Consider the following 18310-nt stretch of genomic DNA (forward strand, 5'->3'; position numbering starts at 1 on the left):
TTTTCGTCACTGCTTGCGCACTGCAACCCAGATTTCGAAGGTATATCCTTCCTCGTTGACCCGATCGCTCTCATAAAGCTCGAGAGAAACCCCATGTGCGGGCTGGAATTCACTTGTGGGGAAGAATTCGGAGTAAATCTGCTTCCAGAGTGCCTGAAACGAGTCGGAAATTGGCTCCTGTTTTTTCGTGCACCGGAATGCCGCCCAGCTTCCGCCGGGAATCTCTTCGACTGCAAACCCCTCGGGCACTTCGCCGCCGTCGTAGGGTACGCCGATCGCGTAGTCGAAGTCCCCGCGCTCCGGGTCGTTGAAACAGACCCCGATGATCGCATCACCGAACATGCTGTCCGGGCGGGTGCGCCGGCTCAGGATGGAGGTGGTACCGTCGGCGTTGCACTGGCCCCAAAACTGGTGGATCTGCGGCTTGGTAATCTCGCTGCCCTGTTTGAAACGGGTTTTTTTGAGAAGCATCCGGAATCCTTTGCTGGTCTCGATTCTGTAATCCATGAGAGACCCTCCTTCTAAAATGAGTTTCACAGAGAGGCGGGAAAAGGATTTGAGCGGGATTGTCCCGGATTTGACCCGGGAAGGGAGGACCCCGTGGAATCTGGCAAACGCCCGGCTGAAGCTCTCGGGGGAGTCGTAGCCGTATTTGAGCGCAACGTCGATCACCCTGCTGTCGGTTCTGAGCAGTTCATTCCCTGCGAGGGTCAGCCGGCGGCTGCGGATATACTCGCCGAGCGTATAACCGCATAGAATACTGAAAATCCGCTGGAAATGAAAGCTCGAGGAATATGTCTGCCGCGCAATCTCCGCATAGTCAAGCGGCTCGGTCAGATGATCCTCTACATAGTCGATCGCCCGTTGCAGCCCGGTCGTCCAGTCCATCCCCACAGCCCCCTTTCGTTTCTCTCTGTGCCTCCATTATAGAACAGCCGGAAAGATCATGCGTGACTTTTTGTGCGGATCGGTGTCGGGCTGTCCAGCGGTTTCCTGCCGTAAACCACCCGCGCGATCCCGCCGAGATCGTGCTCGACGCCGACACCGATGTAACCGGCGGCAGCGAGCAGGTTGGAAACCTGCTCCGCCTGGTTATAGCCGACTTCGAATGCGATCGTGCCGCCCGGCTTGAGCCGCGGCAGATAGAGGGCGGGCAGCGCCCGGTAGAAGTCATACCCGTCCTCGCCGCCGAACAGCGCCATCCGCGGCTCGTGCTTCACCTGCGGCTGGAGGGTTTCCATCTCACAGCGCGGGATATAGGGCGGATTGGAGACCACGCAGTCCAAGGGGGGCAGTACAGGCGGGGAGAGCGCGTCGCCGAGGAGCGCCCGCACGCCCTGGGCATGGTTCTTTTCGATATTGGTTTGCAGATAACCGAATGCCTGCTCCGAGCGCTCAAGCGCGTAGACGGTGGCATCCGGACGCTGGCTGGCGAGTGCAATGCCCACACAGCCGCTGCCGGCACAGAGATCGGCAATGATAGGGGAGGCAGTCCCGCGCAGGAGCGAAAGCCCGGTTTCGACGAGGGTTTCGGTGTCCGGGCGGGGGATCAGCACCCCTTCGCCGACAGCAAAGGGCAGGCCGAAAAATTCCCACTCGCCGAGCAGGTATTGGAGCGGTTCCCCGGAAAGATAGCGGGCACAGAGGGCCTGGAACTGTTCTGCCTGTGCAGGGGAAGCCTCCCGGCTGCCGCAGGAGGGCAGATGGAACCGGTCAAAGCCAAAGACCAGTTCGAGCAGGCAGGACAGATCAAACGCACAGGAACCCGGTTCCTGTGCGTTTTGCAGAATCGTCTGGTATGCAGTTTGATAAAGCTGTAAAACCGTCATGGAAAGACCTCAATAGTTGTCGGTGCCATCGTCCGGGATGCAGGGCTTCATTGCCGCAATCGCCACTTCGAGCTGGCTCTCGTCCGGCTCAAAGGTGGTGAGGTTCTGAAGCCACAGCCCCGGAGCGGAAACCGCGCGGGTCAGCGGGTTGTCGTGACGCCCGGCAAACCGGATAATCTCATAGGCAATCCCTACCACCACCGGCAGTAGAAGAATTTTGAGTGCGACACGCATCCAGACGCTCGACCAGGTGACCACCGAGAACACGAGGATCGAGATGACCAGAACGATCAGCAGAAAGCTCGTCCCGCAGCGCGGATGGAACCGCGGATAGTTTTTGGCGTTATCAGGGGACAGTTCCGCAGCGGCCTCGTAGCAGGCGATCGTCTTATGTTCCGCGCCGTGGTACTGGAATACCCGGTAGATGTCCTTCATCCGGCTTACCGCGAAGAGGTAGAGGATGAAAACAGCAATTTTAATCAGCCCCTCAATGGAGGTCAAGACAAACGCGGGGGCGGCAAACCGGCTGCCGACCCATTTGACAATCGCGGAGGGCAGGAGCATGAACAGGCCGATGCTCAGGAACATCGCCAGCACTGTCACCAACAGGTTGAACACCCAGACCGCCTTGTCGCCGAGGTGCTTGTCGACCCACAGGTCAAATTTGGAGGGCTGTTCCTCCTCTGCCATGCCTGAAATCTCGGCGGACTTCATTAGGCAGCGATAGCCGGTCGCCAGCGAAAGGAACAGGTTGCAGACTCCGCGCAGGAGCGGTACCTTTGTGTACCAGCCGGTTCCGTTGGTCTCCCAGGTTTCGAGATAGATTTCACCGTCCGGCTTGCGCACCGCCATTGCGGAGGTGTATGGGCCGCGCATCATGACCCCTTCGATCAGGGCTTGCCCGCCGATCGAGGTCTTTTTGGTTGAACTGGATTGTTTAGACAAATCATCACCTTTTTCCGCCGTTCGGCAGGTATCTGGTCAGGGACTGCTTGAAAAATCGGGACAGCCGCTTTTTCTGCCAAAAGCGGCATCTGCTGTATCAAAGAATGCGCGGAGTACGCCAGATATTCCCGCGCTTTTTCCTTGCGGCCGCTCGTTTTTACCAAGCATCCACCATTTCTCTCGCTGCTTATTTTATCCCGCCGCCGCTGCAGCGGTGCAGCCCTCGAAAGGGCTGGCGAAGCGTTTATGCAAATGGGGCGGCTGGGGGACCGTCAGGGCGCTTTCCAGGAAAGGATGCAGGATCTATTATACGCCGAACCGCGCCGGCAAGTCAACCCTGCCCGACCGGCAGCCGGATGGTCACCCGGGTGCCGACCGTCTCCTTTGAGGTGATCTCGAGCGAGCCGCCATGCATCGAGACGATCTCGTCCGCCATCGCAAGACCGATCCCTGAGCCGCGCCGGGTCGCGTTCGCCTTGAAAAATTTTTCCTTGATCCGGGGAAGGTCGGCTTCCCGGATGCCGCATCCGGTGTCCGCCACCTCGATACAGGTCATCCCTTCCGACAACCTGGCCTGGATGGTGATGGTGTCCCCTTTGTCGGAATATTTCAGGGCATTGTCGATGATGTTGACAAACACCTGGCGCAGCCGGTTACGGTCGCCGTAAAAAGGAGCGATCAGGTCCGGTTCCTCATAGACAAGCTGTTTGCTTTCATGTTTTGCACGCTCTTCGTACATCATCACAGCATCCGAAAGCTCGGCGATCAGGTCGAGATTCTCCCGGATCAGCTGGATGCGGCCGCTCTGAAGCCGGCTGAAATCGAGCAGCTCCTCGACCATCTGCGTCAGGCGCTCGGTCTCCCCGTTGATGACCCGCATCCCCTTCCCGAGGGTTTCCCGGTCGATCTCCTCGTGCATGTCGTTCAGCGTTTCCGCCCAGCCCTTGATCGCGGTCAGCGGGGTGCGCAGTTCGTGTGAAACCGACGAGATAAAATCGTTTTTCATCCGTTCGTTGGCCGAAAGTTCCTCGGCCATATAGTTGATGGTATCACAGAGCTCGCCGATCTCGTCGTCGTTCTTTTTGTGCAGGCGTGCCCCGAAATCCCCCTGAGCGATCTTGCGAGCGGTTGCGCCGATCTCGCCTACTGGATTGACGATCGAGTTGATAAAATAGGAGCTGGAGAAGATCACGAAAAACAGGATCGCCACACACACAAGGGTGATAACGAGGATAAACAGGATGATCTGCTGGTCAATCCGGTCGAGTGAAACCGCGATCCGCATGGCCGCGAGCTGTTCCCCGACAACCGGGGAGATCACGGTAATGGCCATGATCTTCTCGCCGTTGACGACATCGACCATTTCGGCTGTGCCGCTGTTCGAGCGCAGCGCCTCAGTGAAATCGGGCATATAGACCTCATTGCCCGGTTCAAACCCACTCGACGTAAAGGTGACCTTGCCGTTGATGTCGATTGCCATCAGTTCCATCCGTTCGCGCTCCTGGAAGTTTTCGACCAGCGTGCGCACCTGCGAGGCAAAGACCGCAGAACTGTCCTCCGCATAGGAGGTGAGCTGGCTGGTGATCACGCTTGACTGTGCCAGAATCGTTGAACGCACCGAGCTGTAGTAAAATTCCCGGATGCCAAACGCAAAGATGACTTCCAGCGCGATCAGGATCACCAGAATGACCCCCAGATTGTTGAAAAGCCATCGTTTCGTGATCTTTTTGACAGCCATCGGGCGCACTCCTTTCTGTACAGCGGTGAGGCATCTTTTGTATGCGGCGGCTCCCTCGCCGCCAAATGCCCCCGAGCGTCAAAGCTGCGCGAGAATACGGAAAACAGAAACTGTTTTGGCTGGGATGGGGACGTTTTGCACTTGTAAAGCCGGCCCGGAACCAAGCTTACGCTGTCACTGGACCCACTTGTAGCCGAAGCCCCAGACGGTGAGCAGATGTTTGGGGCTGGATGGTTCATCTTCGAGCTTCATGCGCAGCCGCCGCACGTTGACATCCACAATTTTGATGTCCCCGAAGTACCCCTCGCCCCAGACCTTATCCAGAATCTCCTGCCGCCCCAGCGCGGTGTTGGGGTTGTGGAAAAAAAACTCAAGGATCTGGTATTCCACCTGGGTCAGCTCGATCGCCTTGCCGTTTTTGGTGAGGGTGCGGCTCTTGGTATTGAGTACAAACGGTCCGGAAGCCATCTCGCTGACCACCGGGGCCTGTGCCTTTTCCGCCGCCATCGTGACCCGGCGATGGATCGCATCGACCCGCGCGACCAGTTCGGACGGGGAGAACGGTTTGGTGACATAATCATCCGCGCCGATCATCAGGCCGTTGACCTTGTCCATCTCCTGGCTTTTGGCGGTGAGCATGATAATGCCGATCGACTGGTTTTTCTCCCGCATCCGGCGGCAGACCTCGAATCCGTCGATGCCCGGCATCATAACATCGAGTAGAGCAACATCGAAATAATACGGATTGCGATCGAAAACAAGCATTGCCTCTTCCCCACTGGGGACATCGACGACCTCATAACCCGAACGTTTGAGGTTGATAACTTCAAAATCGCGGATGACATCTTCGTCCTCAACGACCAGAATACGCTTCATAAACCGGAAAACCACCTTTCTGTTGGAAGATTGGGGGCCTGCTTTTTCAGACAACCCCTAGATGAGGGAAAACAGTTCGTCTTTCAGCACCTCAGCGGTAACGGCAAGTGTGCTGTTGGGCGTCTCCGGGACATACCCATAATAGCTGAATGCCCCGCGCGGCTCGCATAGCCGGATGTAGCTTTCGAGGAATTTGTCCTGATAATCCGAGGTGCTCACCACCCGGATCCGCGCCAGCTCCCCCGAAAGGGCTTCAAGCGGCCGGCGCAGGGTGTCGTTGTAGACAATAAAAATCCATTCACCGTTTTCAATCTGGTTGACCACCGTGACAGTATCGATCCACTCGGGCGGGAACTCGACCCGGTAACCCGCCTGCCGGTTAAATGCACCGGCGAATACCCGTTCCAGGGCGTCTTCGGAAAACCGGTGGAACTCGGTCAGATAAATCCGCTCGGATTCGTCGCTGACCCGGTCTTCATAACCGGGAAGGGGACGGGCGGTCGGGATTTCGACCACCGAATCGCCGTCCACATCCATGCAGACCGGCGCGGGCGGCTCCCCGGAGGAGACGGTGTTGGACCGGCGGGTCTGTTCATAGAGGGAAGGCCGGGATTCTTCGGTCACCGGGTCAGGGCCAGGCTGTTCCATCTCTTGAAAAATGACCGGGGTCAGGGAACCGGCTTCCATTGTGAAAACCTCGGTCACAAGTTCGTTTCCGGCAAGCAGCTCGTCGATGAAGATGCAGAGCCGGCCGTCTGTGGGGAACAGCCTGCCCGCGGCCGCCCCCGCAAACTGGACGATCGAGTCCGAAAGCGGCAGGTCATCTGTCACCCCGACGTTGTAGCCGATGTACGAAACCATCTTGATCCAGGAGGAGTTGGTGTTGTGGGTCAGCAGGAAAATGTCATCCAGGCCGTCGTTGTCAAGATCGCTGATGAGATAGCGGTTGAAGGACACATCCTCCGAATGGCTCAAAAGGCTGTTCAGATGGGGGCGGCTCCCTTTCAGGGTGTCGTAGGTGTAGACGCCGAGCGTCATCTTCTCCTCATCGGGGTTGCTCCAGCCGATCACAATATCCGGAGAGCTGCGGCCCGATATGTTGGCAAATGCGATGAAATCAATGTCCTTGTCCGCGCCCGCGATCTCACAGGGGGAGTACCACTGCCCGGATGGGTCGCGGTCCAGCAGGCAGGCGCGGGTATAGTCGTTCGAATCGGTCGCATAAAAGGCAATCGCTTCTTCGTCACCGTCCTGATCGAGGTCATAAAAGACAAACGCCGAGCGGTAGTCACCGCTTTTGGGGTATTTCAGAATCGGGTTCGCAGTGACCGCAGCGGCAGACAGCGCCTCCTCAATCTCCTTCTGCCCGGCGGTCAGGCGGGGTGGGCTCATCAGGTTTTCAAGCACCGGATCAAAGCCATTGCAGGAGGACAGGGTCAGACAGAGGGACAGTGCCGCCGCAATGCGCAGCAGTTTTTGGACCATCGGCCTTTCCTCCTTCCCCGAGCCGGTATGCTTTGTGTGCTGGCGGGCAAAAGCCTGCCGCTGGGAGCCATGTGTTTGTGTTTCAGTGCTTTATCTATAGTATGATACACCAGTTTGATTTTATAGCAAAACCACCGATCTGTCAATGTCGGGACAGTCCCCTTTTCCCGTGGTTACAGGCGGTTCTGGCGGTATATCTTGCGATCGGCCGCGGCATGTCCTATAATGGGGAGAAGGGAGGAAGGACGGATGAAAGAGCTTATAAAAGACAAAATCGAGGAGCTGCTGTCAAAGGAGTATGCCTGCAGCCGGGCGGAATTAAACGGAAAACAGACGGTCTATTCGGTGCACCCTGAGGAAGGGCAGCGCATCCTAAAACTGCTGGCATATCGGAACTGTGTGGTCATTTGTACCTCAAAAGACCTGCATAAAAAGGTCCGGGAACTCTTACAGGGCAAAAGCAGGGACGAAATGTTTGAGGTCCCGCTTTATAATGTCCGCTTTTTTGGGCTGGTCAAGCGTTTATTGGCATCTCTGGAAACGGATGCCGCTGCGGGCAGTCCTATTTCTTTTTGTGGAAATAGCCGCCTGCCAGACTGCCCAACAGGGCAATCACCCCAAAAAAGCACGCGTAGAAAACGGCTGAACTGTTGTAATAGAGGGGGATGCTCGGCAGGAACATCCCGCCGATCAGCAGGAAATACCACCAGACCAGCCCGTGACGGAACGCAAACACCACCGCGGTAAACAGGCAGATCAGCGGGATGAGCACCAGAAGGATCAGGATGAAACTGCCGGTATCCCGCCCCGCAAGCGGAAGCAGATAGAATGCCAGTGCAGTCACCCCGATATAGGGCAGCAGTTTTTTGAGGATTGGGTCTTCATTCAGCAAGGGGATTCCCTCCTTTTTCGATCATGGCGCGCAGCTCGTCTTCCCCGATTACCGGAATCCCCAATGCGTTCGCTTTGGTGAGCTTGCTGCCCGCCTCTTCCCCGGCTACCACATAGCCGGTCTTTTTGGATACGCTCCCGCTCACCTTGCCGCCCACTGCTTCGATCATCGCTTTGGCCTCGCTGCGGGAGAGGGTCGGCAGGGTGCCGGTCAGCACGAAGGTCTTTCCCGAAAGGGTGCCGGCAGCAGGGACGGTATCGCAGCGCATATTGAGTCCCAGCTCTTTCAGGCGTTCGATCAGCCGCCGGTTCTGTTCGAGCGCGAAGAAGTCCGCCACGCTCTGTGCCATGATCTCCCCATAGCCTTCGATACCGGCGATCTCCTCCGCTGTGGCGGACATCACCCCGTCCATCTCCCCGAACCGCTGCGCGAGAAGCTGCGCGGAACGCTGGCCGATCCCGCGGATGCCGAGCGCGAAGAGCAATCTGGAAAGGTCGCGGCTTTTGGAGGCTTCGAGGGCATTTACGAGGTTTTTGGCGCTCCGCTTTCCCATCCGCTCCAATTTTGCGAGCTGGCCTTCCTCCAGCGTGTAAAGGTCGGCAAAGGACTGCACTAATCCCGCGTCAAGAAGCTGGTGGACGATCGCCGGGCCAAGCCCATCCACATCCATGGCATCGCGGCTGGCAAAATGCACCAGATTGCGCGCCACCTGTGCAGGGCAGGCCATATTGACACACCGCAGGACCGCTTCCCCTTCCTCGCGTTCAGCGATACTGCCGCAGGAGGGGCAGATGGAGGGGATCTGGTAGGGCGGCGCCCCCTCCTGATGGTGCGCAACCGCCACCACTTCGGGGATGATGTCCCCCGCCTTGCGCACGATGATCCGGTCCCCGACAGCCACCCCTTTTTCGTTGATAAAATCCTGGTTGTGGAGAACCGCGCGGCTGACCGTTGTTCCAGCAAGGGTGATCGGCTCAAAAACCGCGGTAGGGGTGAGCGCACCGGTACGCCCGACCTGGATCAGGATGTCGCGCAGGGTGGTTTCCTTTTCTTCGGGCGGGTATTTGAACGCGACTGCCCAGCGCGGGAACTTCGAGGTTGCACCCAACAGTTCCCGGTCGGCGAAACTGTCCACCTTGATGACCGCGCCGTCAATGTCGAACGGGAACTGGTACCGCGCTTCTCCAATCCGCTCCACCTCGGCGATCGCAGATTCTATTTCGGAAAACCGCTTACAGGTCGGGATCACCTTGAATCCCTGTTCCTGTAAGAAATCGAGCGATTCCCTGTGCGCCGAAAGGTTTTTCCCTTCGACCTGTTGGATGTTGAATACGAAGATGTCCAGGCCGCGCTGGGCGGTGACCCGGCTGTCCTTCTGCCTGAGGGAGCCGGCTGCCGCATTGCGGGGATTCTTGAACGGCTCCTCTTCGTTCTCGAGCTGGCGGGCCACCACCCGGTCAAAGCTGGCGCGCGGCATATAGACCTCCCCGCGCACCTCGAGGAATGGCAGCGGCTCCCGCAGCGACATCGGGATCGAGCGGACGGTTTTTAAATTTTCCGAGACATCCTCCCCGGTGATCCCGTCCCCCCGGGTGGAACCGCGCACAAACTGCCCGTTTCGATATTCGAGCGAGACCGAAAGCCCGTCGATCTTGGGCTCCACTGTATAGACCGGGCACGCGACCGTTTCCCGTACCCGGGTATCAAACGCACGCAGCTCCTCCACGTCAAACACATCCTGAAGCGACCCCATCTGCACCTCGTGGCGCACCGGCGCAAAGGTGTTTAAAGCCGCGCCGCCCACCCGCCGGGTCGGGGAATTTTCAGCCGCAAGTGCGGGGAATTCCGCCTCCAGGTCGATCAGCTCGTGCAGAAGCCGGTCATAGTCATAGTCGGAAATGGTTGGGTTATCCAGAACATAATAGCTGTGGTTGTGGCGTTCGATGGTTTCGCGCAGCTCCTTCACCCGCTCCGCGGCGTCTTCTAATTTCATCCTGTTCTCCTTCCTGTCTGCATCCCTGTGCGCGCTGTGGACTGCCTGAACCGTCAAAGCCGATTCCTGGTCCTCAGGCAGGTTCCGGCACATCCGGACATGTAGATGTAGTATAGTATAACACTTCAAGCAGAAAAATCCAATCCGCAAATCTTGCACTTGGCAGATATTTATGCTAGGATTAGGGAAAGGCCGTTTCTAAATTTTAGAACCCGTATTCACAACCATTCGACACCGTCTGAGCGGGTCTTTTGCCGGCCTGCCGCGTTGAAAAATCTTGCAATACACAAAGTATTGTCTGCGTTTTTTCGCCTTGCAGGGCAGCAAAATCCCTCGCCCATCCGGCATCCTCTGATTATGAATACAGGTTCTTACTTTGAAAATAGAAAAAAGGAGATGCCGTTTTGAAAAAATTAGCGGTTTTACTTGCCCTGCTCACCCTGCTGACCGCGTGCAGCAGCACCGCAGCCCTTTCCGAATCCTCTGGACAGCCCCAGTCCTCCTCCGTACAGACAGCGCCGGATGGGGAAACCAATGGGAGCAGCATGTCTCAGGTGCTGTCCGCCGAATCCCCTTCGGACGGTGCGGGATTCCAGAGCGCAGTGGAAGAACAGATTATCGAAAAAATCAATGCCGAGCGCGCCCGGATCGGGCTGAATGAGCTGGTCTTTATGGAGGAACTTCAGGAAGGCGCACGCATCCGCAGCAAGGAGCTGTTTGACAGTGACACCTTTGCCCACCGCCGCCCGGATGACCGCAGCTGGTTTACGGTCCTTCAGGATGATGTGCCAGTCGCGTATGACAAGCTTGCGGGTGAAAACCTCTGTACCACCAGATATGACGACCCAAACTGCAATGATGCACTTTCCGCTGACTTCTGGTTCGATGAGTGGGTCGAGAGCCAGTCCCACTACGAGAACATGATCAAAGAGGGCTATACCCATGTTGGGGTCGGCGTTTATGTCGGGGAGCGCAACGGCTATACCCATGGCTATGCCTGCACCCTTTTCGCCAAAATGCCGGAATAGGAGCCTGCCAAAACCAGGGATGCTGATGGCACCGCGAGCGTATGAACGCTTGCGGTGCTTTTTTCCGCCCCGCATCCCTGTGCATTACCGAAACCGGCGCCCCAGTTCTTTTGCGTCTGGAAAAGAACTGGGCGTTGTGGTCTGGATAAATTTGTGATATAATGGTTACAAGCGGCCATTATATCACAATTATCTGTGGCCCCGGACAGCCGGCGGGGCGGGTACCCGCGGCCATCCGGACGTTCAAAGAAGAAAGGCCGGATAAAGGTTCCGGCAGGCGGCAGGAAGGAAAAGAGGGGGCTTGAGATGGAATGGGGGATGGCCTGCGGGCTGGGGTATCTGCTGGCGGTTAATCTGGCGGGGCTGCTCCTCTGCGGAGTGGACAAGCGCAGAGCGAAACGGAAACGCTGGCGGATTCCGGAGCGCAGTTTTTTTCTGACCGCGCTGCTTGGCGGCGGGCCGGGTGTCTGGGCAGGGATGTACCTGTTCCGCCATAAAACAAAACACTGGTATTTTGTGTGGGGCATACCGCTGATTACGTTGGCGGAGGCCGCTATACTGATATGGCTTTTCTGGAGACACTGAAGACAGGAGGAATGGAACATGGCAAAAAGAATCGGTATTTTGACGGCGGGCGGGGACTGCCCTGGGCTGAACGCGACCATCCGCGGGGTGGCGAAAGCAATGTACCAGAAGATGGACGATGTGCAGATGGTGGGGATTGTCGATGGGTATAAGGGCCTGATCGAAGGGGAATACCACGAGATGAAGCCATCCGATTTCTCCGGAATCCTCACCCAGGGCGGCACCATCCTCGGCACTGCGCGCACCCCCTATAAAAGCATGAAGGTTGTCGAGAACGAGGTGGACAAGGTTGCACAGATGAAGGAAAACTACAAGCGGATGAAGCTCGACTGCCTGCTTACGCTCGGGGGAAACGGCACTCACAAGACCGCCAACCTGCTCTCGCAGGAGGGAATGAACATTATCGGGCTTCCCAAGACGATTGACAACGACATCTGGGGCACCGATGTGACGTTTGGGTTCCACACTGCGGTGGATATCGGCACCGAGGTCGTTGACCGGATCCACACCACCGCCAGCAGCCACAAACGGGTCATGGTCATTGAGATCATGGGAAACAAGGCTGGGTGGCTCACCCTCTATACCGGGATTGCGGGCGGTGCGGACATCATCCTGATCCCGGAAATCCCCTATGACATAAAAAAAGTGATTAAGGCGGTGGAGCGGCGCGCCAATGATGGCAAGAGCTTTTCGATCATTGCGGTGGCAGAAGGAGCCTTCGACACTGCTGAGGCCAAAATGAAAAAGAAGGAGCGCTCCGAGCGGCGGGCAGCCGCAGGTGAGACCACCGCTACCAACCGGATTGCGCGCCAGATCGCTGAGGCGACCGGCTTTGATACCCGTGTGGTGGTGCCGGGGCACTACCTGCGCGGCGGTTCTCCCTCGTCTTATGACAGGGTTCTCGCTTCCCAGTTTGGCGTATATGCCGCCGAGCTGGTCAGCAAGAAGATATTCGGGGTCGCGGTCGCGGAGCAGAACAACCGGGTAATGCATAACAGCCTCTCCGATGTAGCGGGCAAGACCAAATTTGTCACCCCGGACGACCAGATGGTTTTTACTGCGCGGAGCCTTGGCATCTCGTTTGGGGACTAGGGCCTGCCTGAATCCCCGCACAGGCCGGGATTTTTGTACATCCCGGCCCGGATTTGGCATTGACATTTCACAAAAAAAGCGATATGATAAAATGCACGTGAAAATTAACAAGTGCTGTATAGGAGTCTTTTTCAGATGAAACTGTTCAACCGTATTCTTCAGATGGTCTGTTTGACGGTGATCCTTTCCACCGCCGTATCCGCTTATCTCGACCCCTCGGTCATGACCTATACCATCCAGGTGGTAGCAGGTGTCATTGTTGCAGTGGGTGCAGTCATCGGCATCTATTGGCGCAGGGCCAAGAAAAAGGTGCAGGACAAGCTGGGCATTGATGAAAATGCCAAAAAAGAAGTCGAAGAGGATGTTATCGCATTTACCGAAACTTCCGACGAAAAATAAGACGTATGCATCCAATCCATGGTTCTGCTGCTGGCAGTGCCATGGATTCCAGCGTGTGTACCTGGCGCAGGAGAGGGATTCCAGCGCCAGTTTTTTGTATCGCCGAACCATTTTAAATCGTCCGCAGGGTGTGGTATTTGGCCGCCCCTGATACGGCTGGGGGAAAGCCTATGATCGAATATACAACGGTCCGTTCGGACGCTTCGGACGAATTCACCGAACGGCGCTCCCGGTTCATCGGGTACATCCGGCCGGCGCGCACCGAAGAGGAAGCTGTGGCGTTCATCAATGAGAAAAAGTCTGCGCACTGGGATGCTGCCCACAACGTTTATGCCTATATCCTGCGGGAAGGGCAGACCCGGCGTTATTCGGATGACGGAGAGCCGCAGGGCACCGCCGGGATGCCGGTGCTCGATGTGCTGCAAAAGGAGGGGCTGACCGACATCGTAGTGGTGGTGACCCGTTATTTTGGCGGGATTCTGCTGGGCGCGGGCGGATTGGTACGCGCCTATTCGCATGGGGCAAAGCTCGCGGTCGATGCGGCGGAGCGGATGACAGTGAGCGAATGCACCGAGCTGGCGTTGGAATTCGGCTACGACCTTTATGGGAAAATCTCCTATATTTTGCCCAAATATCACGCCCGGACGACCTTTTCCGACTTTGGTGCAGTGGTACGGTTACAGATCCTGCTGCGGGACTGCGACCTCCCACCGTTTGAAAAGGAGCTTACCGAGCTGACTGCGGCGCAGGTGGTACCGCAGGCCATCGAAAAACGGTTTGCATGTATCGAAGGGTAAGCCGGTCGATTCCTGTCTTTTGCAAGAAATTTTTGCATAGGGCAGGAATTTTTCTTTTGGCGGAGTATAATATATTAGAGCGAAACCGGGAACCGGCCGAATGACAGCATTCAGGAAGGGTGGACAGCCATGACGATCCGAGAACAAACCGAACAGATGCAGGCGGAAAACCTCTCAAAATACGCCAGCCTTCCCCAAAATTCCCGCGGCCGGGAACGCCCGGTTGAGGACTGCCCAATCCGCACCGCCTATGCGCGCGACCGGGACCGGATTATCCATTGCAAGAGCTTCCGGAGGCTGATGCACAAAACACAGGTGTTCCTCTCGCCGGAAAGCGACCATTACCGCACCCGTCTGACCCATACGCTCGAGGTCAGCCAGATTGCCCGCACCATCGCATCTGCCCTGCGGCTCAACGAGGAGCTGACCGAGGCAATCGCGCTAGGGCATGACCTGGGGCATACCCCATTCGGGCACGCGGGGGAACGGGCACTCAAACATTGCTGTCCCTACGGCTTTTCTCATCCGGTGCAGAGCGTGCGGGTGGTGGAGAAGCTGGAAAATGGCGGCGCAGGCTTGAACCTCACCTTTGAGGTGCGCAACGGGATCGGCTGCCACTCGTATTCCAACCCATCCGCCGAGGGGGCTGCTCTGACACTCGAAGGCAGGGTGGTCTACTATGCGGACAAGATCGCCTACCTCAACCATGACCTGGAAGATGCGATGCGCGCCCAGGTGCTTTCGGAGGAAGAGATCCCCTGGACGATCAAATACGACTTGGGGCGCACCAAATCCCAGCGGATCACCGCTCTGATCGAGTCGATTGTCCAAAACAGCGGCGAAGACATCCGAATGGACCCCACCACAGGTGCGGCTTTCAAGCAGTTTCACAAATTTATGTACGATGCGGTCTACACCAGTCCCGCCGCCAAAGGGGAAGAGGGAAAGGCACAGGCGGTTGTAGAACAGCTATATGCCTATTTTACGGCACATCCTAAGGAGCTTCCGCAGGAATACCAGCAGATTCTGAAGGATTCGGACGAGGCGCGTGCGGCATGTGACTATATCTCGGGCATGTCCGACCGGTATGCAGTCGCGATCTATGAACGGCTGTATGTGCCACAGCCCTGGAGCATCTGAGCGCCCCCCATAGGCCCCACCCCGGCAGGCAGGGAGCACTTTTCCATCTGATCTTGATCCAAAAGTTTCGTCCACCTTTTCAAAGGTGGCGGGGTCGAGGGGCAGTGAGACAGTGAAAGTTTGGTTCCAGCCCAAACTTTCAGGCGCGAGGCGCCTTCCTCGGGGCTTCTCGGGCCTTTGGTCCCGAAGCGCGGCATACGCCGCGACGCCCCTGCGGGCTGTCTTATGGGATAGGGGGCAGTGCCCCCTCCCCATAGGCCCCACCCCGGCAGGCAGGGAGCACTTTTCCATCTGATCTTGATTCAAAAGTTTCGTCCACCTTTTCAAAGGTGGCGGGGTCGAGGGGCAGAGCCCCCGGTCCACCGGAACGGTGCTTTTCCGGGTGAAGCGCTGTTCGAAGGGCAACCAACAGTTGAAAAGGAGGGCAGCCCTTGATTTCTGACCTGTTTTTGCAGGAGCTGAAAAACAACAGTGACATTGAACAAGTCGTCTCCTCTTATGTCAGACTTCGCCGGCGGGGGCGGATTTCCACCGGGCTCTGCCCGTTCCATTCCGAGAAATCCCCCTCGTTTACCGTCTATCCGGACAACCAGAGCTTTTTCTGTTTTGGCTGCGGCGCGGGAGGGGACATTATCACTTTCATCCGCCGGATCGAAAACCTTGAATATGTGGAGGCGGTCAAGTTTCTGGCGGAGCGGGCCGGGATGGCAATGCCCGAGGATGTCGGGGATGACCGGGCCGCCCGGCTGAAGGTTCGTGTCTTTGAGTTGAACCGCACACTCGCCCGTTATTATCACGACCTTCTGAAACAGCCATCCGGCAGGACGGGTCTGGACTATCTGCATGCGCGGGGGCTCTCCAACCAGACGATCATCCGGTTTGGACTGGGGTTCGCGCCCAACGGCTGGGACCTGACTGCCCGGTATCTGCGCGGCAAGGGGTTCACCGATGAGGAGATGGTCACAGCTGCGGTTGCCGCCCGGAACAGCCGGGGCGGGCTTTATGACCAGTTCCGAAACCGGGTGGTATTCCCGATCATCGACCTGCGCGGCAATGTGATCGGGTTTGGCGGACGGGTCATGGGGTCGGACAGCGGGCCGAAATACCTCAACTCGGGAGATACGCCGGTATTCAAAAAAAGCCGCAATTTGTTTGCGCTCAACTTCGCCAAGGCATCCAAGCGCAAGGGGCTTCTGCTCTGCGAGGGTTATATGGATGTGATTGCTGTGCATCAGGCGGGGTTTGACAACGCGGTTGCAACCCTTGGGACCGCTCTGACCGGCGAACAGGCGCGGCTGATCGCCCAATATACCGATCAGGTGACGATCGCCTATGATTCGGATGGTGCCGGGCAGACCGCGACCAGACGTGCGGTCGGGCTGCTCGCGGAAACCGGGGTCAAAATCCGGGTGCTGACGATGAGCGGCGCCAAGGACCCGGACGAGTATATCAAAACATTTGGGGCCGAGCGGTTCAGCCTGCTGATCGAAAACGCTTCCAATGCGACCGAATTCGAGATTGCCAAGCTGCGGCAGAGATACCCGGTTGAGACAGCGGATGGCAAGGTCAGCTTTCTGCGGGAATTTGTCAAGCTGATGACCGGGGTTTCCAACCCGATCGAGCGGGATGTCTACATCGCAAAGACAGCATCCGAGCTTGAGGTCGATAAAACCGCGATTACCACCCAGCTAAACTACGAGCTGAAACGCGCCGCCCGTAAGGGGAAACGGCGGGAGGCTTCCGAACTGAAGGTCTACAGCGAGGCCCGCGGGCCAACATACGGGGCGGTGGACCTCCAGCGGTCGCGCAACATCAAGTATGCGCTGGCCGAGGACAAGCTGCTCGCGATCCTGATGAAAAATCCTGACTATTACCGGCATATTGCCGGGCAAATACAGATCGGGGATTTTGTAACCGACCGCAACCGGGAGCTGGCACAGGTGCTTTTCGACCGGCTGGAAAACGGGCAGTCGGTTGAACTGACCATGCTTTCTGCGGTGCTCTCGATCGACCAGATGGGGATTGCCGCAGAACTGCTGAATTCGATTTCGGGCATGGCGTTTGACCCCGCGGATGCGGACGCGTACATCGAGACCATATTAAGCTACCGGGAACAGAAATCGCAGGACGAGGTCGCTGCCATGTCGGATGACGACCTGATGGCATACATCACCTCGCTTGCATCCAAAAAAAACAGGGGGACAAAAAACTGATGGGAGCACAGGAAAAGAAAGCATTACTCAAAGAGCTGATCGAAACCGGAAAGGCCAAGGGCAAGCTGACCACCAAGGAACTGAGCGACGCGCTCGAGGAGCTGGACTACGATGTTGAGCAGGTGGATAAGCTCTATGATATGTTCGAGCAGAACAACATCGAGATCGTGGAGGATATGATCACGCCGGTGGAAGAGGACTTCAAAAACATCGGCAAGGACACCGATCTGGACGTGGCGCTCGCCGCCGAAGGCATCAATATCGATGACCCGGTCAAGGTCTATCTGAAGGAGATCGGTCGGGTGCCACTGCTCTCTGCCGATGAGGAGATCAACCTCGCGGTCCGGATGGCAGAAGGGGATATCGAAGCCCGCAAACGCCTTTCGGAAGCCAACCTGCGTCTGGTGGTCAGTATTGCAAAACGGTATGTCGGCCGCGGGATGCAGTTCCTCGACCTGATTCAGGAGGGCAATCTGGGCCTGATTAAGGCGGTCGAGAAGTTTGACCACACCAAGGGCTTCAAATTTTCCACCTATGCGACCTGGTGGATCCGGCAGGCGATCACCCGCGCAATCGCGGACCAGGCGCGCACCATCCGTATCCCGGTGCATATGGTAGAGACGATCAACAAGGTCAAGAAGGTCAGTTCACAGCTCCTGCACAAAAACGGGCACGAGCCGTCCGCTGAGGAGATCGCTGCCGAACTGGATATGCCCGCTGACAAGGTGCGGGAGATCATGCGGGTGGCACAGGAGCCGGTCTCGCTCGAAACACCGATCGGTGAAGAGGAGGACAGCCATCTCGGAGATTTCATTGAGGATGTGGAAGCCCCCGCTCCTGCGGAGGCGGCTTCCCACACCCTTTTGAAGGAGCAGCTTTCCGAGGTGCTCCAGACCCTCACCCCGCGTGAGGAAAAGGTGCTCCGCCTGCGGTTTGGGCTGGAAGACGGGCGCAGCCGCACCCTGGAAGAGGTGGGCAAGGAGTTCAATGTTACCCGCGAACGTATCCGGCAGATCGAAGCGAAGGCGTTGCGCAAGCTGCGCCATCCCTCGCGGAGCAAACGCCTCAAGGACTTTCTGGACTGAGAGGCTTTGTTCCTTGTGCGCTACATAGCATTGTTCATAATTTCTAGTGGACTTTTTCGGTAAACTGCGCTATAATGATGCGCAGAAGCCAAAAGGCAAAGCGGCGGTTCACACTGCGGAGCCTTGCCGGCGATTCGATGAAAAACCACTCTCGCGGAAGCCTGCTGCGGCGGTGCCGCAGGCTTCCTTTTGCAGTTGCCGGTTCGCAACACA

16 protein-coding genes are annotated in these 18310 nt (G+C 57.3%); 8 read left to right on the forward strand and 8 right to left on the reverse strand.

What is annotated here, in order from left to right:
- Nucleotides 1-6: 6 nt before the first annotated feature.
- The 8 genes from C814_RS16460 to ligA all read right to left on the reverse strand — a co-directional run bounded on the left by C814_RS16460 (nucleotide 7) and on the right by ligA (nucleotide 9758).
- A complete protein-coding gene (locus tag C814_RS16460; protein WP_016316522.1) occupies nucleotides 7-888 on the reverse strand; it encodes an AraC family transcriptional regulator in 882 nt (293 codons plus the stop codon).
- Nucleotides 889-944: 56 nt separating this feature from the next.
- On the reverse strand, nucleotides 945-1829 hold the full coding sequence (gene prmC, locus C814_RS16465; RefSeq protein ID WP_016316523.1) for a peptide chain release factor N(5)-glutamine methyltransferase: 885 nt from the start codon (nucleotides 1827-1829) through the stop codon (nucleotides 945-947).
- A 9-nt stretch (nucleotides 1830-1838) separates the two neighbouring features.
- On the reverse strand, nucleotides 1839-2774 hold the full coding sequence (locus C814_RS16470; protein WP_016316524.1) for a DUF1385 domain-containing protein: 936 nt from the start codon (nucleotides 2772-2774) through the stop codon (nucleotides 1839-1841).
- Between the two features lie 331 nt (nucleotides 2775-3105).
- Complete coding sequence (locus C814_RS16475; RefSeq protein WP_016316525.1) at nucleotides 3106-4512, reverse strand: sensor histidine kinase; 1407 nt, start codon at nucleotides 4510-4512, stop codon at nucleotides 3106-3108.
- A gap of 174 nt (nucleotides 4513-4686) precedes the next feature.
- Nucleotides 4687-5388, reverse strand: coding sequence for a response regulator transcription factor (locus C814_RS16480; protein ID WP_016316526.1), 702 nt, complete (start codon nucleotides 5386-5388; stop codon nucleotides 4687-4689).
- A 57-nt stretch (nucleotides 5389-5445) separates the two neighbouring features.
- Entirely contained in the window at nucleotides 5446-6873 is a 1428-nt protein-coding gene (locus C814_RS16485) for a hypothetical protein (protein ID WP_016316527.1), read from the reverse strand.
- 562 nt (nucleotides 6874-7435) lie between these two features.
- Complete coding sequence (locus C814_RS16490; RefSeq protein WP_016316528.1) at nucleotides 7436-7765, reverse strand: hypothetical protein; 330 nt, start codon at nucleotides 7763-7765, stop codon at nucleotides 7436-7438.
- Nucleotides 7755-9758 (reverse strand): NAD-dependent DNA ligase LigA, encoded by a 2004-nt coding sequence (gene ligA / locus C814_RS16495; RefSeq protein ID WP_016316529.1) that lies wholly within the window; start codon nucleotides 9756-9758, stop codon nucleotides 7755-7757. Before ligA ends, C814_RS16490 begins: the two co-directional genes overlap by 11 nt.
- Before the next feature lie 404 nt (nucleotides 9759-10162).
- Between ligA and C814_RS16500 the strand changes: the two genes are divergently transcribed.
- The 8 genes from C814_RS16500 (at nucleotide 10163) to rpoD (ending at nucleotide 18097) form a co-directional block, all read left to right on the forward strand.
- Nucleotides 10163-10786: a CAP domain-containing protein gene (locus tag C814_RS16500; protein WP_016316530.1), complete on the forward strand. Its 624-nt coding sequence runs from the start codon at nucleotides 10163-10165 to the stop codon at nucleotides 10784-10786.
- A 306-nt stretch (nucleotides 10787-11092) separates the two neighbouring features.
- On the forward strand, nucleotides 11093-11371 hold the full coding sequence (locus tag C814_RS16505; RefSeq protein WP_016316531.1) for a DUF1294 domain-containing protein: 279 nt from the start codon (nucleotides 11093-11095) through the stop codon (nucleotides 11369-11371).
- An 18-nt stretch (nucleotides 11372-11389) separates the two neighbouring features.
- Nucleotides 11390-12463, forward strand: coding sequence for a 6-phosphofructokinase (locus C814_RS16510; RefSeq protein WP_016316532.1), 1074 nt, complete (start codon nucleotides 11390-11392; stop codon nucleotides 12461-12463).
- A gap of 135 nt (nucleotides 12464-12598) precedes the next feature.
- Nucleotides 12599-12862 (forward strand): hypothetical protein, encoded by a 264-nt coding sequence (locus tag C814_RS16515; RefSeq protein ID WP_016316533.1) that lies wholly within the window; start codon nucleotides 12599-12601, stop codon nucleotides 12860-12862.
- 170 nt (nucleotides 12863-13032) lie between these two features.
- Complete coding sequence (locus C814_RS16520) at nucleotides 13033-13659, forward strand: YigZ family protein (RefSeq protein WP_016316534.1); 627 nt, start codon at nucleotides 13033-13035, stop codon at nucleotides 13657-13659.
- A 129-nt stretch (nucleotides 13660-13788) separates the two neighbouring features.
- A complete protein-coding gene (locus tag C814_RS16525) occupies nucleotides 13789-14799 on the forward strand; it encodes a deoxyguanosinetriphosphate triphosphohydrolase (RefSeq protein WP_016316535.1) in 1011 nt (336 codons plus the stop codon).
- A gap of 431 nt (nucleotides 14800-15230) precedes the next feature.
- On the forward strand, nucleotides 15231-17012 hold the full coding sequence (gene dnaG / locus C814_RS16530; RefSeq protein WP_016316536.1) for a DNA primase: 1782 nt from the start codon (nucleotides 15231-15233) through the stop codon (nucleotides 17010-17012).
- Nucleotides 17012-18097, forward strand: a complete 1086-nt coding sequence (gene rpoD, locus C814_RS16535; protein ID WP_016316537.1) for an RNA polymerase sigma factor RpoD — start codon at nucleotides 17012-17014, stop codon at nucleotides 18095-18097. The genes dnaG and rpoD overlap by 1 nt, the downstream gene beginning before the upstream one ends.
- Nucleotides 18098-18310: the final 213 nt, after the last annotated feature.

Source organism: Anaerotruncus sp. G3(2012) (assembly GCF_000403395.2).
Lineage (GTDB): Bacteria > Bacillota > Clostridia > Oscillospirales > Ruminococcaceae > Anaerotruncus.